22 protein-coding genes and 1 pseudogene are annotated in these 21,311 nt (G+C 40.3%); 15 read left to right on the top strand and 8 right to left on the bottom strand.

The genetic code is table 11. The features are described from left to right. The first annotated feature begins 53 nt into the window (after positions 1 to 53). From MPH60_RS20885 to MPH60_RS20875, 3 genes are all read left to right on the top strand, one after another. A complete protein-coding gene (locus tag MPH60_RS20885) occupies positions 54 to 1,238 on the top strand; it encodes a NupC/NupG family nucleoside CNT transporter (RefSeq protein WP_241589478.1) in 1,185 nt (394 codons plus the stop codon). A gap of 151 nt (positions 1,239 to 1,389) precedes the next feature. Next, complete coding sequence (gene msrB / locus MPH60_RS20880) at positions 1,390 to 2,349, top strand: peptide-methionine (R)-S-oxide reductase MsrB (RefSeq protein WP_241589479.1); 960 nt, start codon at positions 1,390 to 1,392, stop codon at positions 2,347 to 2,349. 22 nt (positions 2,350 to 2,371) lie between these two features. Next, positions 2,372 to 3,226 (top strand): STAS domain-containing protein, encoded by an 855-nt coding sequence (locus tag MPH60_RS20875; protein WP_241589480.1) that lies wholly within the window; start codon positions 2,372 to 2,374, stop codon positions 3,224 to 3,226. A gap of 63 nt (positions 3,227 to 3,289) precedes the next feature. On the opposite strand, the gene MPH60_RS20870 is transcribed toward MPH60_RS20875, so the two are convergent. From MPH60_RS20870 to MPH60_RS20855, 4 genes are all read right to left on the bottom strand, one after another. Then, the gene (locus MPH60_RS20870; RefSeq protein ID WP_241589481.1) at positions 3,290 to 4,942 is read right to left on the bottom strand and encodes a glutamine--tRNA ligase/YqeY domain fusion protein; all 1,653 of its coding nucleotides are present in this window, start codon (positions 4,940 to 4,942) and stop codon (positions 3,290 to 3,292) included. 273 nt (positions 4,943 to 5,215) lie between these two features. After that, positions 5,216 to 5,956, bottom strand: coding sequence for an amino acid ABC transporter ATP-binding protein (locus MPH60_RS20865; protein WP_095390614.1), 741 nt, complete (start codon positions 5,954 to 5,956; stop codon positions 5,216 to 5,218). A gap of 11 nt (positions 5,957 to 5,967) precedes the next feature. Then, on the bottom strand, positions 5,968 to 6,633 hold the full coding sequence (locus MPH60_RS20860; protein WP_048685680.1) for an amino acid ABC transporter permease: 666 nt from the start codon (positions 6,631 to 6,633) through the stop codon (positions 5,968 to 5,970). A 26-nt stretch (positions 6,634 to 6,659) separates the two neighbouring features. Beyond that, a complete protein-coding gene (locus MPH60_RS20855; protein ID WP_230176058.1) occupies positions 6,660 to 7,439 on the bottom strand; it encodes a transporter substrate-binding domain-containing protein in 780 nt (259 codons plus the stop codon). 605 nt (positions 7,440 to 8,044) lie between these two features. Between MPH60_RS20855 and MPH60_RS28000 the strand changes: the two genes are divergently transcribed. The 3 genes from MPH60_RS28000 to MPH60_RS20845 all read left to right on the top strand — a co-directional run bounded on the left by MPH60_RS28000 (position 8,045) and on the right by MPH60_RS20845 (position 9,832). Then, positions 8,045 to 8,248, top strand: coding sequence for a DUF2599 domain-containing protein (locus MPH60_RS28000; RefSeq protein WP_442957026.1), 204 nt, complete (start codon positions 8,045 to 8,047; stop codon positions 8,246 to 8,248). A 422-nt stretch (positions 8,249 to 8,670) separates the two neighbouring features. Beyond that, positions 8,671 to 9,570: a formyltetrahydrofolate deformylase gene (gene purU, locus MPH60_RS20850; RefSeq protein ID WP_241589672.1), complete on the top strand. Its 900-nt coding sequence runs from the start codon at positions 8,671 to 8,673 to the stop codon at positions 9,568 to 9,570. Positions 9,571 to 9,610: 40 nt separating this feature from the next. Then, complete coding sequence (locus MPH60_RS20845) at positions 9,611 to 9,832, top strand: hypothetical protein (protein ID WP_241589482.1); 222 nt, start codon at positions 9,611 to 9,613, stop codon at positions 9,830 to 9,832. 112 nt (positions 9,833 to 9,944) lie between these two features. Here MPH60_RS20845 and MPH60_RS20840 read toward each other — a convergent pair whose 3' ends face one another. The 3 genes from MPH60_RS20840 to MPH60_RS20830 all read right to left on the bottom strand — a co-directional run bounded on the left by MPH60_RS20840 (position 9,945) and on the right by MPH60_RS20830 (position 12,571). Then, on the bottom strand, positions 9,945 to 10,604 hold the full coding sequence (locus tag MPH60_RS20840) for an SIMPL domain-containing protein (protein WP_241589483.1): 660 nt from the start codon (positions 10,602 to 10,604) through the stop codon (positions 9,945 to 9,947). Between the two features lie 139 nt (positions 10,605 to 10,743). Then, the gene (locus MPH60_RS20835) at positions 10,744 to 10,938 is read right to left on the bottom strand and encodes a YwbE family protein (RefSeq protein WP_034316239.1); all 195 of its coding nucleotides are present in this window, start codon (positions 10,936 to 10,938) and stop codon (positions 10,744 to 10,746) included. A 112-nt stretch (positions 10,939 to 11,050) separates the two neighbouring features. Further along, on the bottom strand, positions 11,051 to 12,571 hold the full coding sequence (locus tag MPH60_RS20830) for an FAD-dependent oxidoreductase (RefSeq protein WP_241589484.1): 1,521 nt from the start codon (positions 12,569 to 12,571) through the stop codon (positions 11,051 to 11,053). Positions 12,572 to 12,917: 346 nt separating this feature from the next. Here MPH60_RS20830 and MPH60_RS20825 point away from each other — a divergent pair. Then, positions 12,918 to 13,200 (top strand): annotated as a pseudogene (locus MPH60_RS20825) (ParM/StbA family protein); the annotation flags it as partial. Between the two features lie 75 nt (positions 13,201 to 13,275). Here MPH60_RS20825 and MPH60_RS20820 read toward each other — a convergent pair. Beyond that, entirely contained in the window at positions 13,276 to 13,473 is a 198-nt protein-coding gene (locus MPH60_RS20820; RefSeq protein ID WP_241589485.1) for an NAD(P)-binding protein, read from the bottom strand. Between the two features lie 457 nt (positions 13,474 to 13,930). Here MPH60_RS20820 and MPH60_RS20815 point away from each other — a divergent pair, with 457 nt between their 5' ends. The 8 genes from MPH60_RS20815 (at position 13,931) to MPH60_RS20785 (ending at position 21,291) form a co-directional block, all read left to right on the top strand. Beyond that, a complete protein-coding gene (locus MPH60_RS20815) occupies positions 13,931 to 15,124 on the top strand; it encodes a ParM/StbA family protein (protein ID WP_048680510.1) in 1,194 nt (397 codons plus the stop codon). 8 nt (positions 15,125 to 15,132) lie between these two features. After that, positions 15,133 to 15,678, top strand: a complete 546-nt coding sequence (locus tag MPH60_RS20810) for a hypothetical protein (protein WP_241589486.1) — start codon at positions 15,133 to 15,135, stop codon at positions 15,676 to 15,678. 591 nt (positions 15,679 to 16,269) lie between these two features. After that, positions 16,270 to 16,395, top strand: a complete 126-nt coding sequence (locus MPH60_RS27845; protein ID WP_272492791.1) for a hypothetical protein — start codon at positions 16,270 to 16,272, stop codon at positions 16,393 to 16,395. Between the two features lie 174 nt (positions 16,396 to 16,569). Next, complete coding sequence (locus MPH60_RS20805) at positions 16,570 to 17,742, top strand: glycosyltransferase family 4 protein (protein WP_241589487.1); 1,173 nt, start codon at positions 16,570 to 16,572, stop codon at positions 17,740 to 17,742. A 99-nt stretch (positions 17,743 to 17,841) separates the two neighbouring features. Further along, complete coding sequence (locus tag MPH60_RS20800; RefSeq protein ID WP_241589488.1) at positions 17,842 to 18,966, top strand: DegT/DnrJ/EryC1/StrS family aminotransferase; 1,125 nt, start codon at positions 17,842 to 17,844, stop codon at positions 18,964 to 18,966. Then, positions 18,956 to 19,936 carry a Gfo/Idh/MocA family protein gene (locus MPH60_RS20795; protein WP_241589489.1) on the top strand — a complete coding sequence of 327 codons (981 nt, stop codon included), beginning with the start codon at positions 18,956 to 18,958 and terminating at the stop codon, positions 19,934 to 19,936. The genes MPH60_RS20800 and MPH60_RS20795 overlap by 11 nt, the downstream gene beginning before the upstream one ends. Continuing rightward, positions 19,933 to 20,559, top strand: coding sequence for a PIG-L deacetylase family protein (locus tag MPH60_RS20790; RefSeq protein WP_241589490.1), 627 nt, complete (start codon positions 19,933 to 19,935; stop codon positions 20,557 to 20,559). Before MPH60_RS20795 ends, MPH60_RS20790 begins: the two co-directional genes overlap by 4 nt. Continuing rightward, a complete protein-coding gene (locus MPH60_RS20785; protein WP_241589491.1) occupies positions 20,560 to 21,291 on the top strand; it encodes a WbqC family protein in 732 nt (243 codons plus the stop codon). The last annotated feature ends 20 nt before the right edge of the window (positions 21,292 to 21,311 follow it).

The raw sequence follows: 21,311 nt of genomic DNA, 5'->3' as shown, positions 1-21,311 counted from the left end.
ATCCTACTATTAATGCACGAACATTAAATTCACCCTTAGTGGAGGCAGAATAAATGAAATTTCTGATTGCAATTTTAGGACTGCTTATTGTTTTTGGACTAGCTATCTTAGCCAGCAGTGACCGGAAGAAAGTTAAAATTAAACCGATCATCCTCATGGTGGTCATTCAGCTTATTTTAACTTATTTATTATTAAACACGAAGTTTGGTTTAGTGATCATCAATTCGATTGCCGATGGTTTCGGAAAACTTTTAGAATGGGCAAATGAAGGGATCACCTTTGTATTTGGCGGGATTGTAAACGAAGGAGCATCGCCCTTCTTTTTAAATGTTCTTCTTCCTATCGTATTCATCTCAGCTTTAATCGGGATTTTACAGCACTTCAAGATCCTTCCGTTCATCATGAAGTGGATTGGATTCCTTCTTAGTAAGGTGAATGGAATGGGTAAATTGGAATCTTACAATGCGGTTGCATCAGCAATAGTGGGCCAATCCGAGGTTTTCATAACCTTGAAAAAACAACTCGGTGCCATTCCGCCATCTCGCATGTATACGCTTTGTGCATCAGCCATGTCAACTGTATCGATGTCGATCGTCGGCGCTTATATGACGATGATTGAACCAAAGTACGTTGTGACGGCAATTGTTATCAACATGTTTGGCGGATTTATCATCGCATCCATTATCAATCCTTATACCGTAACGGATGAAGAGGATATTCTCCCTGTTGAAGAAGGGGCAGAGAAGCAGTCTTTCTTCGAAATGCTTGGGGAATATATCATGGATGGATTTAAGGTTGCCATCACTGTAGCAGCGATGTTAATTGGTTTCGTTGCCTTAATCGCAGGGATCAACAGTGTATTCGACATGATCTTCGGCATCAGCTTCCAAGACATCATGGGGTATATCTTTGCACCGTTTGCCTTTATCATGGGTATACCGATTTCAGAAACCGTGACTGCTGGCGGAATCATGGCGACGAAGCTGGTAACCAATGAATTCGTTGCCATGCTAAGCTTAGGCGACGCATCAGCAGCCTTGAGCGAAAGAACGATAGGGATCGTTTCGGTTTTCTTGGTTTCATTCGCTAATTTCTCATCAATTGGAATCATTGCCGGTGCAGTCAAAGGACTTCATGAAAAACAGGGAAATGTTGTAGCCCGTTTCGGCTTGAAGCTGCTTTACGGTGCGACTCTTGTCAGCATCCTATCGGCGATCATTGTAAGTGTGATACTTTAAATAACAGATCTAACATAAAAGGGCACTTGGGTTTACTCCTAAGTGCCTCTTTTATATATACAGCAAAGATAGAAACAATTTTGAATTTGAAGGTGTTTGGCTTGCTGGTATATAATACATAAAATGACAGGCGTGAAAGGGGATTTTTAAGATGACGATGGATGGAAAAGAAACAGCTATCTTCGCAGGAGGCTGCTTTTGGTGCATGGTTGCTCCCTTTGATGAAATGGATGGTATTATTTCAGTGACATCAGGTTATACAGGCGGCAAATTTGCCGCACCTAGTTATAAACAAGTGATTGCCGGTTCGACCGATCATGTTGAAGCGGTTCAAGTGGTATTCGATCCAACAATCATTTCCTATAAAACGTTATTGGAGATATTTTGGCGCCAAATTGATCCTACGGATGACGATGGACAGTTCTCGGATAGGGGAAAGCAATACAAGGCAGCCATTTTCTATCTTAATGAACGTCAGAAACAGGAGGCAGAACAATCGAAGGAAGATTTAATGATGAGCGGGAGGTTTAGGAAACCTATTGTTACGGGTATTCTACCCTCGGGGAAATTTTACGCCGCTGAGGAATATCATCAAGAATTCTATCGGAAAAACCAATTTCGCTATGCATTGTACCGTAAAGGCTCAGGACGGGATGCTTTCATTAAAGAAAATTGGCCTAAGGATAATGCACACCTCAGAAAGACCTTAACGGAGAGTCAGTTTCATGTCACCCAGGAAAATGGCACGGAGCCGCCTTTCGATAATGCCTATTGGGATCACTTTGAAGAAGGCATTTATGTGGATGTCGTTTCTGGGGAGCCCCTATTCAGTTCGCGGAATAAATATGATAGCGGTTGCGGGTGGCCAAGCTTCACGAAGCCCATCATGTCGGCAAGTGTCAATGAAAAAATGGATCTCAGCCACCGAATGACCCGGACCGAGGTGCGCAGCAGGGATGCCGATTCCCACCTTGGACATGTTTTTCCTGATGGCCCAAGTCCTAAAGGCACGAGATATTGCATAAACTCTGCTGCCCTTCGATTCATTCCTAGAAATGAAATGGAGAAAGAGGGATATGGAGACTTATTATTACTTTTTAAAATGAAATAACTAGGGAGATAGGGGAACACAAATGGATAAAATAGATGAACATTTATATCGATATATCCTTGATAACTCATCCAAGATTACGGAAAACTGGCTAGCTTTAAGAGAAAAGCAGTCTGGATCCATCTATTCTATAGATTCTAATGAGGAAATTGAAAAGCTGCTTAGGGAACAGAATACATTGACGATCAAGACAGTGACCAGTGCTTTACTTGAAGATAAAACTGCTTTTATTGAAACGATGGAGCAGTGGGCCACACTTGTTGCGAAGAGCAGGGTTGAATCGGACACCCCTATTTACGAAGTGTTGGAAGCGCTTAATAAGGTTCGCGAAACATATTGGACCTTCATCACTGATTATATGCTGATGGATACAAAGATAACGAAGGATACAATCATCCGGTGGAGCGGGCTTATTAATCGTGCCTTCGATCAATTGAACCGTGAGTTCACTGAGCAGTATTACCTTTTGACAAAAGAACGGCTCCTTGCTCAACAGGAGCTGATTAATGAACTGGGCGCACCTGTCATTCCCATTGTTGATGCCATTGCGGTATTGCCGTTAATCGGTGAAATCGATACATATCGGGCAAAGGAAATTTTGAATGGGACTCCAAGCAAATGCATTAGTAAAAATATCACACACTTATTCATCGATTTATCGGGGGTATCCCTTTTAGATACGATGGTTGCCCAACAGATCTATCAATTGATAAGTACCCTGAACCTGTTAGGCATTCAATCGACCATTTCCGGGATTCGTCCTGAGGTGGCCCAGACATCGATTCAGTTAGGTCTTGATTTTAGTCAGGTTTCGACACATAGTACTCTTAAACAGGCCCTTTCCAAGCAAGGGATCAAGCTATACGAGAAAAAATGATATAAGGGTGCAGAAAATGAAAAAGAACCAGATCCGCTAGGAATCTGGTTCTTTTTCGTGATTCTATAACTTGAATGAACTTTTCAACCCAACGATTTGGTTGAAGACCAAGTGATCGGCAGCAGTGAGTTTTGAATCAACATTATAATAGCCATGCCTGAAGAATTGGAATTTATCCTGAGGCTTAGCATCTTTCATATTAGGCTCGACAAATCCTTGTAGAATTTCGATAGAGTCAGGATTTACCCGGTCCAGGAATGATTTTTCTTCCTCTTCATCATTTTCCTTATCCAAGATTAACGGCTGAAAGTTGCGGAATTCTGCTGAAACCGCTTGTGAAGCTTCGACCCAGTGCAACGTACCTTTCACTTTACGGCCAGTGAAGCCCGATCCGCTTTTCGTTTCAATATCGTATGTGCAGCGAAGTTCAATGACGTTACCGGCGTCGTCCTTTATCACTTCTTCACATTTAATGAAATAAGCATGTTTCAAACGGACTTCATTGCCCGGGAAAAGTCGGAAATACTTTTTCGGCGGGTTTTCCATGAAATCGTCCTGTTCGATATAAATTTCACGTGAAAACGGGATTTGGCGTGTGCCCATTTCCGGAACTTCCGGATTGACCTCGGCATCCAGCCACTCTATCTCGCCTTCCGGATAGTTGGTGATGACCACTTTAAGCGGGTTCAGGATGGCCATTGTCCGTGGAGCCTTCAGCTTTAAGTCTTCCCGTACGAAATGATCAAGCATTTGAGAGTCCACGACACCGCTTGTTTTGGCGACACCTATCTCTTGGCAGAATGCACGAATCGCTTCGGGTGTATACCCGCGTCTCCTCAAGCCTGAAACAGTAGGCATCCTCGGGTCGTCCCAGCCGTCCACGAAGCCCTCATCGACAAGCTGCTTCAGTTTTCGTTTGCTCATTACTGTATTGGTCAGGTTAAGACGGCCAAATTCATATTGCTTCGGTTTGCTTTCCATTTCACAATTCTCAACGATCCAGTCATAAAGAGGGCGTTGATCTTCGAACTCAAGCGTACAAATGGAGTGTGTGACTCCCTCGATGGCATCTTCAATCGGGTGGGCGAAGGCATACATTGGGTAGATGCACCATTTGTTGCCGGTATTATGGTGTTCCGTATGGGAGATACGGTATATGACGGGATCACGCAAATTAATGTTAGGCGAGCTCATATCGATTTTTGCACGCAATACTTTTGCGCCGTTTTCGAATTCGCCGCTGCGCATCTTTTCAAATAGTTCAAGATTTTCCTCAACGGTTCTATTGCGGTATGGGCTGTCTTTCCCCGGCTCTGTCAGCGTTCCGCGATATTCACGGATTTGGTCGGCATTAAGGTCGTCCACATATGCCAGCCCTTTATTGATGAGCAGCACAGCTCTTTTGTACATTTCATCAAAATAGTCGGAAGCGAAGAAAAGGTTATCCCAGTCGTAACCGAGCCATTTTACATCTTCCTTGATGGAGTTGACGAACTCAATATCCTCTTTCAATGGATTCGTATCATCGAAACGAAGGTTGGTTTTCCCATTGAAATCATCAGCCACCCCAAAATTCAAAATGATTGATTTGGCATGCCCGATATGTAAATATCCGTTCGGCTCAGGAGGGAAGCGGGTGATGACATGATCATGTTTTCCGGACTCTAGGTCATCTTTTATAATATTTTTAATAAAATTCGAAGAGTTATTTTCCAACTGAATTCGACCTCTTTCATTTATATACTTCCTGTATATATACCATAAATACAGATATTTTTCCATGTTCGAGCCGGAATCACGGTTTATCTGAAACAATTCATCAAGTATTTAGTTTGTACAATCAAAGCCGAAATATCCCTGAGACTTTGATCATGTAATTTAGGGTACGACCTAAATGGATAGTAAAGAAACCAATGAATCCTTTTTCATTCAAAAAAAGCAACACAGGAATTCACGCCTGTATTGCTTTTAATGCAGACAGATTTAAGATTAAAAAACTGTCGTTTGCAAAAATTCTTTTGTACGTTCTTCTTTTGGATTGGTGAAGAATTCTTTTGGCGGTCCGCTTTCGACAACCCTCCCATTATGCATGAAGACAATCCAATCCCCGACCTCACGTGCAAAGCTCATTTCATGTGTAACGACTACCATTGTCATCCCTTCCAAGGCAAGCTCCTTCATCGTGGCAAGAACTTCACCGACAAGTTCGGGATCCAGAGCCGAGGTAGGCTCATCAAAGAGCAGGATATCAGGCTTCATGGCAAGGGCGCGGGCTATGGCAACACGCTGTTTCTGGCCACCTGAGAGCTTACTTGGATAAACATCCGCTTTATCCGATAAGCCGACTTTTGCAAGCAATGCCTTTGCTTCTTCAATTGCTTGGGCCTTAGGGACCTTTTTGACGTGTGTCGGTGCTTCGATGACATTTTCCAGTACGGTCATATGAGGAAAGAGGTAGAAATGCTGAAATACCATTCCGACCTTCTCGCGGATTTTATTAATATCATGGGTACCCGGATTGATTTCCGTTCCTTCAATGAGGATTTGGCCGCTGTCTTTCTTCTCTAAATAGTTCAAACAGCGGAGCAGGGTGCTTTTTCCGGAACCGCTTGGTCCGATCAGGCAGACAACATCGCTATCAAGTACCTTCATATCAATATCTTTAAGTACATGCAGGTTTCCATACGATTTATTTAAATTTCTTATCCGAATCATTTCTTTTTGTTCCATTTCAATTCCCCCTATCGATCACTAATGGACAGTTTCTTTTCGAATAAATTGACGATAATGGTCAGGAAAGCCACTAGAATCAAGTAGTAGACTGCTACAATCAATAAATAAGTCATTTCATCGAAATTATTCGAGCCTAACGTAGTCGCCACATTAAACAGCTCATTCATGGATATGAAGGCTGCCAGTGAAGAATCCTTGAGCCCGATGATGAATTGGTTGCCAAGCGGCGGCAATGCGCGGCGGAAGGCTTGAGGCAAGATGATTCTCCTTAAGGTAAGCGAATTGCTCATGCCAAGGGAGCGTCCGGCCTCCATTTGACCTTTGTCGATGGATTGAATCGTACCACGTAGAATCTCTGAGATATAAGCTCCATTATGGAAGGCCAGGGCAAGTGACGCCGCCCAGAAGTCCGGCAGTAAGAAGAGATTGCTGATACCGAAATAGAGTATGAATATCTGTACGATTAAAGGTGTTCCACGTACCAGGAATACATATGTATCTGAAATCCATGCAAGAATTTTTATATTGGATATTTTTAAAAGTGCAAAAAGCAACCCGATGACGATACCTACCAATATGGAGACTACCGTCAGTTCCAATGTGAGGAGCATGGCTCGGATGAATACGTCCGAGGAGCTAAATAATGTATCAAAAAAATGTGAAAAACTTGGCAATGTAATGACTCCCTTTCTATCAATCTTTATTCAGGCTTAGTTGTGATGTCCTCACCAAAGTATTTTTTGCTGATTTTCGCAAGAGTTCCATCTTCCCGGAGGTTTTCAAGTGCTTCGTTGATGCGTGCAAGCAGCTGAGGGTTGTCGTTAGGCAGTACGATGGCCTGCTCGCTTCGTTCGATCAATTGCCTTCCTTCGATGTCGAAACCTTCCTTGGTCGCTTCCTTGCCGGTTACGAAGTCGGTGATGACGGCATCATGTCGTCCTCCGCTCAATGCTTTCAGGGCGGTGATATCACTGTCATAGGTTTTTACATTGGTTGTATATTTTTCTGCTGTGGTTGCGTACGTAGAGCCTTTAGAAGCCGCAACTTCCTTACCCTTTAAATCTTCAACCGTTTTAATATCACTATCCGAACGGACGAAAATTTGAGGACCTGAGTAGTAATAAGGGGTCGAGAAGGCAACATGTTTACTTCGTTGTTCATTGATTGTATGACTGGCAACCGCGGCATCTGCCCGACCGGTTTTAACACCTTCCACAATACCTTTGAATTTTATCCGTTTAGGTACTGGCTCCAGATCCAGTTCCTTTGCTATTGCATCGCCGACTTCAATATCAAACCCGGTTACAGTCATGTCATCATTAACATAACTGAATGGCTTGAATTCGCCTGAGGCAGCGAAAACAAACTGGTCCTCATTGATCAGCTTACTCCCATCCTCCAGCTGGTCCTTTTCAGCACAGCCGGACAGAAGGCCAAGAACAGCCAGAATGGATACAATGAATGTAACTGATGATTTCATGATAATTTCATTTCCCCCTTTGAAAAAACTAATAGAATGGTCTATACCCTTATAAAGCAGTGAATAACCTTATTAACTAGGGAAAATAAAACTGAAATAAAAAAGGTAGTCCAAATCATACCGACATTTCATTCAAGAATCCCCCTTCACTATGCATTTCATAAAGGTTCTCGGCCTTTGCCTTCATTTCCTTTAAATTCACAAGTTATTTATTGGAAGAATGATAGTGCCTATTAATAGAGGATGAGAACTGATGGTTTCTTTTCATTCTCATATCTAGGTCACTTCTACTTTTTTAGCTTGACTAAAACGTTAGTAAAAGATCTTCGGGAATCCTTATTTATTAAGCAAAACAATCCAATATAAAAAAGTCGACCGTGATCAGGCCGACTTTTCCGCGATTAAAACCTATGAAATATGAATAGAGGATAGCTTTATAAAAAGGAAACTCCATTTGATTTTGCAAGTGTTACTAAAGTAGAACTAGTGACTCTTGGAATAAAATACCCTTATTTCATATCATCCCTTTCTCCTTATTTACTCAAAAATGAAACCCATTGTTCCAATGTTGGAACTTTAAACAATTTACTTTTATATACGATTAAATTATTACAATTCGGGCTGAATTAAAAGCTGATGCATCATTTAAATCCCATGTATCAAGTTCAAAAGAAGGAAGAATTAAAGATCAATTCATTTGTCATGCTGTAAATTTATTAACAATTTACAAGTCACCTTGGAACTTAGTACCTTGGCGACCAGATTTATCGCTAGCATTAACCTATAAAAACAAATGTAACCCAGAGTAGTAGGGCTACATTAATTTTTATTTGAAATAAGAGGTGATTTCATATGTTTAGCAGTTCCAATCAAGCGATATTTGATCCAGGTTATATTTTTTTACTGTTAATTATTTTAGGGATTGTCTATTTAGTTACTTTGCGTTAATTGTAGTTACTATAAAATTAAACGCTCTAACTATAAGTACTCCCTTATATCTTTTTATCTCTAGCGGCAAGTCTAGGTGAAAAAACGAAATAAATAATAAAATAAAAAAGTATCTCTAAACTGAGACACCTCGTTTCAATATTAGTCATTTTTGCGATTACTGCCCCCCCTATTAAAGTAGGGGGGTCTTTGCATTCAATCCCGAATTGATTGACTGACTTTAATTTTGGCCATGAATTGAAGTATAATATAGCAAAATAGAAGAAGGGCAGTTGGGAAAATGGTGAGCAACTTTGTGCAAGAGCAGTTACAGGAATTTCGCGAAAGAAATCAAGATAGAGGCCGTTTGATTATAAAATGTCCGGACCAGCCAGGAATTGTTTCGACAGTTACGGCTTTTCTTAAAGAATATGATGCAAATATTGTTGAATTGAGTCAGTATTCGATGAATCCTGAGGGCGGAACCTTTTTCACCAGGATCGAATTCGATTGTCCAGGATTGAAGGATAAGGCAGAGGATATGCAACGGGCATTCCAGGAGGTTTCGACAGCATTCTCGATGCAATGGACATTTAACCATGTCAGTGATCTGAAGAGGACGGCCATCTTCGTTTCGAAGGAGCCTCATTGCCTTCTGGAATTGCTATGGGAGTGGCAAAGCGGGGATTTATTGGCTGATATTGCGCTGGTCATCAGCAATCATGAGGATACGAGGGAAATTGTCGAATCGATGGGCATCCCGTTTTATTATATTCCTGCCAATAAGGATATACGTAAGGAAGTGGAGACTAAACAGCTTGGACTTCTGGAAGAATTCAAAGTGGACCTTATTGTATTGGCGAGGTATATGCAGATATTGACGCCGGATTTCGTAGCGGCCCATCCGAACAGAATCATCAACATCCATCATTCATTTTTACCTGCCTTCATTGGAGCACGGCCTTATGAACGAGCTTATGACAGAGGTGTTAAGCTGATTGGGGCGACTTCTCATTATGTGACGAATGATTTGGATGAAGGTCCAATCATCGAGCAGGATATTGAACGTGTTGACCATCGTGATTCTGCCGGGGATATGAAGAAAATCGGTCGTTCAGCTGAACGCAGGGTGCTGGCACGTGCCGTTAAATGGCATTTGGAGGACCGCGTCATTGTTCATGAAAATAAAACGGTAGTCTTTTAAAGTGAAAAACCCCCCTATGGGCTACCAAGGGGGGTTCCGTTTGCGACAAAAGGAGGGCCGGAATGCTCCATCCTCGTACCATGATTATATTAGAATACTGAATTATCCGTCATGCTTCTTACTTGATTATACGAATGAAACCTTCACTAGATTGAAGAAATTTGCGACACTCCTGCCGAATAACTGGCTAGCCGAGACACCGGAGACGCTTGTCGGCGAGGAGGCTTGGCAGACAGTCGGCGGAAAGGGAGCGGATTTCTGAAATCAGCTGAAACTTTTTTGAAAGTAAACTGGTTTTTCTCTAATATGCCTACAGTCTGAATCCCCCTTTGGGTTTGCCAAGGGGGGGTTTTTAGGATGGAATGTAGTGAGTGCTAGTACGTGTATTCCACCCTTACTGAGGCAGTGATGTTCAATTCACCAGGCTGAATCGGGGTAGTCGCCATTTTTGAAAAGGTACTTGTTTGATAAAGCATTGGGGTTGCCGTTTCGGATAGCTCTTCAACCTTATTAGGGACTGGGTTCAATGAGATTCCCAGTGTTCGAGCCATGGAGAGTGCTTTTTCATATGCATTTTTTAAAGCGAGAGAAAGTGCCTGGTTATAGTATGCTTCTGGATTGGATAAAGAGAAGCGGATGCTGGTGATTGAATTGGCGCCGCTTCTGACAGCCGTGTCGATTATGCTGCCTATTTTTTCGATGTCGGTCGTTTGGGCTTGTATGATGTGCTGGACTTTGTAGTTCTTGAATAATTCCTTTCCGTCAATATAATCATATTGCGGATCGATTCTGTAATCACTCGTTTTCAATTGCTCTTCGGGAATGCCTGCGGATTTAAGTGATGCGATGACATTTGCGATTGCTTGGGAATTGGCTTGCTGGGCCTTTTGCGGGTCCTTATCCTCTGTTATGACTCCTAAGGTGATTGTGGCTTGATCCGGAGCGGCAGATAGCGTCTCTGAGCCGGAAACCTTCAATGTATGTTCATCGTTGCGGTAATAATCCCTTTCGGGGGCATTGTATTCTTGATTCATTTTGACACCAGCCTTTTTAAAGAGATAATCTCACCCCTATTGTACGAATTATGAACGGGAAACATGATTGAAATATCCCCTTTGTCATTAATTCATCGAACAATCACAAAAAAAACACTCGGCCTGGACCGAGTGCACATTACTTATGAATGACTTGAACCCTGCCCACCTGGCCATCAGTCAATCTTACTTTAATACCATGAGGGTGGGTGCTGGAGTTGGTTAAAATATCCTTTACAGTGCCGCTTGTCAGTTTTCCGGTGCGTTGATCTGCTTTAAGTACAATGTCCACAGAGGCACCTGGGGTAATATCTTTCCGGTTTTTACCGTTCATGTTCAATTCAATCCTTTTCAGAGTTATTTGCAGCCATTCAACCATGCAGTAACTTCAGTATAAGGAAAACGGCGGGCCCAGTCGACTATTAGATAAAATCACAAATTGGCAGTCAGCGAATTTTCTTCAATGGTTCGACAGCAGGGCCATTCAACACTTCACCAGCGATGGAGTAGCGGGAGCCATGGCATGGGCAATCCCAAGTACGGTCGCCGCTATTCCAGGCAACTTCACACCCCATGTGTGTACATGTGGAATCAACGATATGAAGCTGGCCATCATGATCACGGTAACACCCAGCTTTGTCTCCATTCACCTTCACGATTGCTCCTTCATCAATTCCTATGTCTTCCGGCGTTTTATGATTGACAGCCAATTTGCCTTTGATCAGATGCTTCGCCACATCAGCATTATCTTGAAGAATATTCTTCACGCCTTTTAAACGGGCAGGATCATACAATTCCGCATACCGGTTATCTCTTTGTAAAATCCGGTCAGTTAAGATCTTGGCGGCAATCGATCCGTTCGTCATTCCCCATTTCGCATAGCCGGTAGCTATCAGGACGTTTTGCTGATTGGATGTCACTGGACCGACGAAGGGGATATTATCTGGTGTCACAATATCCTGTGCCGACCAGCGGTAGGGAATGTCTTTCACATCGAAATACTGGGCACTGAAGTCCTTCAGTGCTTCATAATGCTCGATCGTCGAGATTCCCTGGCCTGTTTTATGGCCATCTCCGCCAACAAGTATAAGTTTTTCCCCATTGTCCAATTCGGTATAGCGAAGGGAGCGGCTAGGGCTGTCGGCACTGTAATACATCCCGCCTGGATACTCCTGTTCAGTCTTGATGCCAAGCACATAGGACCTACTTACATGAACACGGGCAAAGTATAAGCCCTTTTCATCATTAAAGGGGAAGTGGGAGGCAACGATGACCTGATTGCTTTTGATTGTATGTCCAGTATCGGTCTGAACGGTCGGTGGATCGCCGTCTTCGATCTTCATTGCCGTTGTCCGTTCATAAATGGTGCCACCGCTCTCGAGAATGGTCGAAATGAGGGCAGTCAAGTATTTTAACGGATGAAACTGTGCTTGATCTTTCATTATCACAGCAGCTTTACAAGGAATGGAGAAAGGGATATTCTCCGCATAATCCCCGCGAATGCCGAGCTTTTGATAGGCTTTCAATTCATTTTGAATTTTGCTTTTATATTCCTCAGTATTTGCGTACACATAGGCATCCTGTGCAGTCAAATTACAATCAATGGAATGTTCTTCTACCAAGTCTTTGATCAGCTTCATTCCATCTGCGTTGGCTTCATAATAAAGTTTGGCCTTCTCGACACCATGGTCAGTGATCAACTGGTCATAAATCAAGCCATGCTGAGCCGTGATTTTTGCCGTAGTGTGTCCTGTCGTTCCAGTAAGGATTTCGCCTGCTTCAATCAGTGTGACTTTAACCCCTTGTTTAGCTAGTAGATAAGCGGATGTGATTCCGGTAATTCCGCCGCCCACTATTAAGACATCAGTGGTTATGTCTGTATCTAGTTTAGAAAAAGAAGGGAAAGTTAACTCACTGCGCCAATACGGTTCCGGAAATCGGGGAAGGTCTGTATTTTTTTCAGTCATTTGAATACCTCCATACAGTTCATTAGTTGAATTGTCCATTTATTACCATACCCAAATCCGCTATTTATACGCTTATTTTTGTAAGAAGAAAGATTAAAAAATTACATTATTTGGTTTGTTTACAAATATGTATACATGTAAACAAAAACAGATGAATTGTACACAAATATGTATACATGTTTACAAACACGTACACATGGCTATATATAAGGTGTATACATGCTTGCTCCTAATGTATACAAAATGAATACAATTCGACAAATGAAAGTAAAGCTACAGCTAATGAAGCATCGACTATTGAGAGTGCTCCACCTAATTTTTTCTATGAAAAAGGGGATGTTTTTAGATGAGTTCTAGAATCGCAGCAGTAGACGTAGGAAATGAAGCAATTAAAACTATATTTGCCAAATGTCATTGCAAAAGACATGAAGATCGGCCAGTCATAGGAATCGAAGAACTCGATGTAAAAAACCTTGGAAGGGATACATATTAGAGTCCATTCACCAGCCTTGCAAGGCAATAATGCCATTTATCATGTCGGAAACTTAGCGACAAAAAGTGAAAACCCAACAGAACTAGATTTGGGGAGCAGTAAATCAGAGGAGGACCAAACATTAGTATTTGCGTATACATAAGCATCTTGTACATTCAATAGAATGTTCTTCTATCAATCCTTTGATATCTCCGTTCCTTCAGTGTTGGCCTCATATAGTATAGTCTGGCCTATTCCTCATTGTGATCAGTAATAGATTGGTCGTAAATCCAGCCGTGCTGCACCGTGATTTTGCGGTTGTGTGGCCTGTTGTTCCAATAAGGGTCTCATCTGCCTCAATGAATGTGGCTTTCACACCTTGCTTGGCTAGTAGATAAGCAGATATGATTCCGGTAATTCCGCCGCCCACTATTAAGACATCAGTGGTTATGTCTTTATCTAGTTTGGAAAAAGAAGGGGATGTTAACTCACTGCGCCAATTCGGTTCCGGAAATCGGGGAGGTCTGTATTTTTTTTAGTCATTTGAATACCTGAATTGTACATTTATTACCATACTCAAATAACCTATTTATACGCTTATTTTGTAAGGAGAAAGATTAAAAAAATACATTATTTGGTTTGTTTGCAATTATGTATACATGTAAACAAAAATAGATGCATTGTACACAAATATGTATGCATGATTACAAATACGTACACATGGCTACATATAAGGTGTATACATATTTGTTCCTATTGTAAACAATTTGAAAACAATTCGACAAATATAGCTACAACTTATGAAGCATTGACTAATATAGAAACCTTTTCTATGCTTAATAGAGTGCTCCACCTAAATTTTTTTATGAAAAAGGGGATGTTTTTAGATGAGTTCTAGAATCGCAGCAATAGACGTAGGAAATGATGCAATTAAAGCTATTTTTGGAAAGCTAGAGTCTGAACTATATATACCAAATGTCATTGCAAAAGACATTGAAGATCGTCCGGTCATAGGAATCGAAGAACTCGATGAAAAAAACCCATTGGAAGGGTTACATATTAGAGTCCATTCACCAGCATTGCAAGACAATAATGCCATCTATCGTGTCGGAAATTTAGCGACAAAAAGTGATAACCCAACAGAACTAGATTTGGGGAGCAGTAAATCAGAGGAAGACCAAACATTAGTCATGCTTTTTGCGGCTATTGCATTGGATGCTGCCAAGCAAGGGAATAATGATAAGTTCAAAAAAGTAAATAACGTTGTCGAAGCGAATTATACGCTGGGCACAGGTCTACCTCTTCGGGAAGTTAAGGAAGGGAAAGACGTTGGGTACCGTTCGAAGCTACTGGGATCCGTTCACCAAGTAGAATTTTTAATTACACCTAAATACCAAGGTATTAAGGTTAATATCAAATTTGATGAAGTGAAAGTCTATCCAGAAGGCTTCGCAGCATACATAAATTTGGTTATGGACAATGATTTGAATATCATTAACCGTGAATTGATCGATAGAAGAATCCTCATTCAGGATATCGGTGGACTATCGACAGATATCGCGGTCATTAAAAATCGTAAAGTAGACGATGATAAAGCACAAGGATTCAATTTGGGAGTAGCTGAAGCCCTTGAATCAATTCGTGAGGAAATCAGGAAGAAACATGGTGTCGAGCTGGATAGCAGGCGCGATGTCGTCGAAATCATCACGAAGAAAAATGATCGCAACCATATTATGGTTCGCGGAAGCCGGACAAGCGTCCATGATATCGTTGACCGTATTTTGGGAGAACTGGCCAAAAAGCAATATCGCCATCTGCGCAACGTATGGCAAAAAAATTCACAAACGGAAATCTGCTATTTTGTAGGCGGGGGATCGATTGTCCTGAAAGACTACTTGAAAACATTGAATCAAAATTTCGATGGCTACAATATAGACTTTTTCGAAGATGAACGGGAAAGCGTTTGGATGATGGCCAACGCCTATTATAAATTGATTTCGGATTTTAATCGCCGGAATTCAAAGGAACAGCAGCAATCCCACCAAAAGAAGAAAGAACAAAGATCAGGTGCTGTTAAATAGGTGAGAGAATGAAAAAAACAGCTTCTTCTGAAATCAAAAGAGGACAAGCCATCACTTTTCGTATCCCTTCGGATGTATCAGATTATACGTTAAGGCAGCTGCAGAAATTGAAGGAAACGGAAAGAAGGAATTTTTCCAGTAAAATTGCCGAGTATGTTCTCGATGGAATCGGACAATCGACCCATCAGGAACGGGAAATGATTGCCCTGCCCATGCCGAACAAGCTTAGCAAATCTCAGCGTGACTGGCTCAAGCATTCCCACTCAGAAGCTATGCTTGGAACGATTATGTATCACCTTTTATCCGATCCTTTACGCGCTACGGCCTTGCTTGCCTCTTTGAACAATAATGTACTGAATGAGGAATTGTATGTGCAGGCCGAGCCTGAAGAAAAGGAAGTTGAGGAGATTCAGGAAGATCTGCCTAAGAAAGATTTGGATGACTTCGATTGGAATGATTTGGGTGAATCGGAACAACAAGTTGAAGAACCCGAACCTGTGGAGGAAAATCTTGACGATCTTCTGGGTGATTTTCTTGATCAAATGAATCAATGAACTATAGGAGGATATTTGACGACAAGTTGGATATCCTCCTTTTTTGGCGGAAGAAATAAAAAAAACACATACCTTTTTCAATTAGGCATAAAAAGAGTACATCAAGCTTCAGCCTTTTCCCGGCCAACATCGGGGAAAGGCTTTTTCTTTTGAATGACACGTCCCCTTTGTAATCGCCGGAAACAGTCCTTCTTAGAATAAAGCACGCTTCAAACGGCCATCACTTTTCAAAAGTGCCCCAAACATAATCCGGTTTATCCCCTTTATAATTGAAGTTTTTTGTATGGGAAAATTGTCGAAGGAACTATACGTTTAAGCGACTGTTCCAAGATTAGCACATCTTATGTTGATATTGAGAAATGCACATCTCGAATCCCTTGTAACATTAGATATGCCCCCCTCTTTTTTAGTCAACTAGTGTGTCCTGGTTTCTGCCCTGGAATATGCAAAACAACTGTAAAAAAATGAATAAAAGATATGGGAGTATTCAGATGAAGCGATTATATGAAATAACAGGAATATCTGCCTGCAAATGACTATGCCATCACTTCTTTGAACATGAAAAATAACGGTATTGAAAGGGATAACATATTGACCGAAGTTGGGCCTGAAATCCATGTACAAGACAAAACGGTTTATAACCGCCTGGATGACTGGATTGCCATCTCGGCCTTCCTTGACTGGAACAAACCTAATGTGATGAAAAAGCAGGTGTAAGGAATGGCAGTACAAGATGTTAGTGCGTTTCAAAGTTAAAACGCCCCATTCTAAAATAGGGACATGCCTCACCTATATTAAGTGTTACATTTGTTTTCTGGGGTGAATGCAATAGGGAAAGCATTACTCTGTAAGTCAAATTGAATCACATTGGGTAAAAGAGGAAGTGAAAAAGTGAAGATTCTTTATTTGCATCAATATTTCAATATCGATAAAGGCAGTACCCGATCTTATGAAATAGCTAAATTTTTAGTCTCTAAAAATAATAAAGTCACCATCATCACCGGAAAATCCGTAGATTCGCGTGAGGGAATAAAGATCATCTCAACCAAAACTAAATATAAACAAGAATATAGTTACCTGAAAAGATTATTATCGTTTGTTCATTATATGTATAAAAGTTTTTTCATTGGGGTGAAGGAGAAAGGGGTAGACGTTGTTTATGCTTCCTCGACCCCTTTGACAATTGGGTTGATAGGTATGCTTCTTGCTAAGGTGAAGCGCAGCGAATTTGTGTTTGAGGTAAGGGATTTATGGCCAGATATACCTATTGAGTTGGGAATCATCAGACATGGATGGTTAAAGAGGATTTTATTGAAGCTAGAAAGCATGATTTATTCTTCAGCTGATAAAATCATCGTGCTTTCGCCTGGAATGAAAGAAGATTTATTGAGAAAAGGAGTTAAACGGGAAAAAATTGCTACGGTTACTAACTTTGCGGATATAAACTATTTTTCTCTAATTCGTTCCGAAGATAAAGAAGAAGCATTGGATAAATTGGATTTAAAAGCGAAGTTTATCTGTTTATATGCAGGCACATTAGGATTTATCAATAATATCGATTATATTTTACAGCTTGCCGAAAAGACGGATGACCCCGATATTGTCTATCTAATTGTAGGGGATGGAAAGGAAAAAGAACGCTTAATTCAAGTGAAAGAGAGCAAAAAATTAAACAACGTCATTTTCTTGGATCAGGTATCTAAAAAAGAAGCTTACTTATTAATGGCCGTCTCTCATATAGGTCTGTGTTTTGTACGTGATCATGAAATATTGGATAGGAATAGTCAAAATAAACTTTTTGATTTTTGGGCTGCCGGAAAACCAACATTAATAAACTATAAAGGCTGGCAGCATGAGGTCATGACAAAATATGATGCAGGTCACGGTTTTGAATATAGTGAACGATCAAAGATGATAGAGTATGTAAAATCAATGAAAAGTGACAACCGAATGTATCTGAAAATACAAGAAAATATAGAGCGTTTAACCCTGAATTATGAGAAAACCAAATTGATTTCAAAACTGGAGAGAACACTGTCGGAATTGGTTGATAATGATCATTGAATATTCATGAACAATGGGTCATTCAGAATTTGATATATTTGTCTGCATCTCACTTAACGTCTATTGAAAGATCTAATTTTGGAAAAAGGATGGAGTTCCATGGAGACTATCGTAAATACAAAGCCAGTGATAACAGGTTGGGTAAAACGGGAATACCTTAAGAACATTGAGCGCATTTTGGATTCTGGCAGGTTAATTTTAGGTGAGTATACTCGGAAATTTGAAGAAAGCGTCAGACAATACAATGATTCTAAGTATGCTGTCGCCCTTTCCAGTGCAACAGCCGCCATTGAAATTATTTTAAAGTATCTAGATGTTGAAGGCAAAGAAGTGATCATGCCAAGCAATACGTTCATTTCTCCAGTATATGCGGTGAAAAATGCGAAAGGAAGGGTCGTTCTTTGTGACATAAATTTAGAGGATTTCAATTTGGATTTAGATAGCCTGAAGAACGCCGTGACTCCTAAAACGAAAGTTGTCCTAATTACGTATATTGCTGGAAGGATCCCTGATAACATCTTTGAGATTAAAAAGTTTTGTGATGAGAATGATCTTTATCTAATCGAAGATGCTTCACATGCTTTTGGTGCCAGTATAAATGGATATAAAGCAGGCACAATTGGATTTGCTGGGGTTTTTTCAATGTACCCCACTAAAATTGTTACAAGTGCGACAGGCGGTGTCATTACATCGGATGATATAGATTTAATAAAATACTGTGAGCTGTTAAGGCACCATGGGAATGAAAATGGTGCAGTCAATCAAGTATTATCCGGTGACATGCTTCTTAGTGAATTTAATGCATTGCTTGGTTATCTGCAAGTTCAGGAAGCTTATGGGATGATCCAGGTCAGGCAGGAAATCTTCAGTTTCTATAAAGAAAATTTGAAAGAGGTTTTTCATGAGCACGGTCTCTACTTCCAAGCTTCATCAGACCACAATATATCTTCATTTTATAAAATTATCGTCATGTCTAAAAGCAAAGAGCAATGCGAAACATTTAAAAAGCATTTAAACGAGTGTCATATAAGCACCGGGCATTGTTATGGGGTCCCATTACATTTACAGCCCACATTGCTAGAGGAATATCCCCTTGCATCTCTCCCGAATGCCGATAGATTTCGGGAATCTCATTTCACGTTGCCATGTCACTTGGATCTGCCAGATGAGGATCTGAAATACATAGTAGCGAAATGTAAACAGGCAGTGGAACATGGCGATTAAAAATAGGATTGGAGTGGTGGGGTCAGGTCCAATAAGCTGTGCCATGATTGATGCCATTAATGAAAGTTCAAATGGAGAGGTGATGGGAATTTGGGGGAGAAGATTCCATTTTGCCAAGGAGCTTGCAAAAGAAAAAGGAGTTTCTAAAGTTTATGGATCCTTGAATGAAGTGTTTGAGGATGATGAGCTGGATACTGTTTATATAGCCACTCCTAATGCCTCCCATTATGATCAAGCGATGGCAGCCATTGAGCATGGAAAGAACGTTATTGTGGAGAAAACGGCATTCATGACAGCAAATCAGGCCAATCGGGTTTTCGATGCTGCAGAAGAACAAAATGTTTTTGTGTTTGAGGCAGTAAGATCCATCTATGAACCCAACTTTCAAATTTTAAAGAATGCTATGAAAAAGGTAGGGAAAATCCATGGGGCAACCCTAAAGTACCAAAACTATTCCATGCAGTATTCGGCCTTATTAAAAGGGGAGAAAGCTCCACTTTTCGATGAAAATCATGGTGGAGGGACCTTAAGAACGATTGGAATTTATCCTATTTATGCGGCCATTCAATTATTTGGTGTTCCCGTTAAAAGTTATTATTTTAAACAACTGATCGTAAAAAACATTGATTTAGGCGGTACGTGCATTTTTGAATATGAAGATTTTAAAATAACGATGTTGATTTCAAAAATTAACTTAACGAATGATTCAATATCGGAAATTTACGGAGAGAACGGAACATTAAGTTTTCACTCATTATACGATATCCGCACAATAAGTTACCGCAGTATCATTAATGACATGGAAGAAACGATAAGTGAGCCTATCAGTGATAATAGTTTGCTTTATGAAATCACTGAATTTTCAAAATGGATTTTAATGAAAGATGTATCGGCCTACATGGAACAAAAGAACATGACGCTTAAAGCGATATCTATCATTGAACAAGCTTTAAATGGAGGAACAGGATGAAAAAAATATTGCTAGTAACAGCGCACCCGGATGATGCGGAAATTAGTATGGGCGGTACCATTCGTAAGCTGTTGAACCAAGGACATTACATTATCAACATCATATTTTCCATCCCTTCGAATATCGAGGTCAGGAAACAAGAGGCAATAGAGTCATCAAAGAATTTCGGATATGAGGTACAGTTTTCTAAGTACTGTGAGGGTAATAACGTTGAGGATATCCCTCTTCATAAATTAATAAACGAGCTCGACGATATCATTGAAAAGATGGATCCAGACGAAGTCTACACACATTGGATGCATGACAGTCATCAAGATCATCAAAAGTTATCAAAGGTGGTAAGAAGCTGTTTCAGGAAAAAACAGTTCACCATATATGAATTCGAACAAATCAATCAAAATAATAACATCGCTGCCAATCAATTTCACCCAAATATTTATAGTGATATTACAGAGTTCATGGAAGATAAAAAACGTATGATTACCGTGTTCCAATCACAGCTAACCGGTTATATGGGGCATTATTTAGTGAATGCGGAGCATATCGGCAGTTGGAGGGGTTCCCAAGTGAATTGCAAATACGCGGAGACATTCCTATTAATTTTTTCAAAAGAGGTTTTGTAGGTGGAAAAAAAGAAGATAGTCACAGTTCACCAGCCCAATTTCCTGCCATGGATTGGTTTGATTCATAAGGTTTTCCAATCGGACGTTTTTATATATTTGGCCGATGTGAAATACTCTTCAAGTAATTTTCAAAATAAAACATATATTCTAGGTGCTGATGGAAAAGAGTCAAGGCTAACCGTACCGCTTCAAAAAAAGCCTGAAATGTTACATGAAAAATTAATCAGTTATCATTCCCCAAATCAAAAATGGAAAAGGAATCATTTGAAGCAAATATCGGAAGTTTATAAAAAAACTCGGCACTTTCAAGATTTTTTCCCGCTGTTGGAAGAAGCATATCAAAAAGAACACGCTTTGTTAGTCGATTTGAATATTCATTTATTTGAATTGATTTTAAAGTATTTAAACTATGAAGGAGAAACACACTTTTCCAATGATTTTAACACTTCCTTTGGAAAAACAGAGAGATTAGTCAGCTTAGTTAAGCAAACCGGAGGTACATGCTATTTAAGCGGGAGAAGCGGAAAGGATTACTTGGAAGAAGAATTGTTTCATAAAGAAGGTATTGAAGTCGTTTATCAAAAGTTCATACATCCCGTTTATTATGTGAAAAATGAAAAAGAATGTGTAAAAAATTTATCGATTCTAGACTGGATCATGCACGATCCGGCGGATCAAATAAAAGAAACGTTAATGAAAGATAAATTAGTCAAATCAGAACAATGTAAATGAGTATATAAAATAGAGATGTG

Origin of the sequence: Peribacillus sp. Aquil_B1 (genome assembly GCF_022603275.1) — a bacterium.
Classification (GTDB): domain Bacteria; phylum Bacillota; class Bacilli; order Bacillales; family DSM-1321; genus Peribacillus.
The sequence above is the reverse complement of the archived record's forward strand: the minus strand, read 5'-3'. Positions and strand labels throughout refer to the sequence as shown.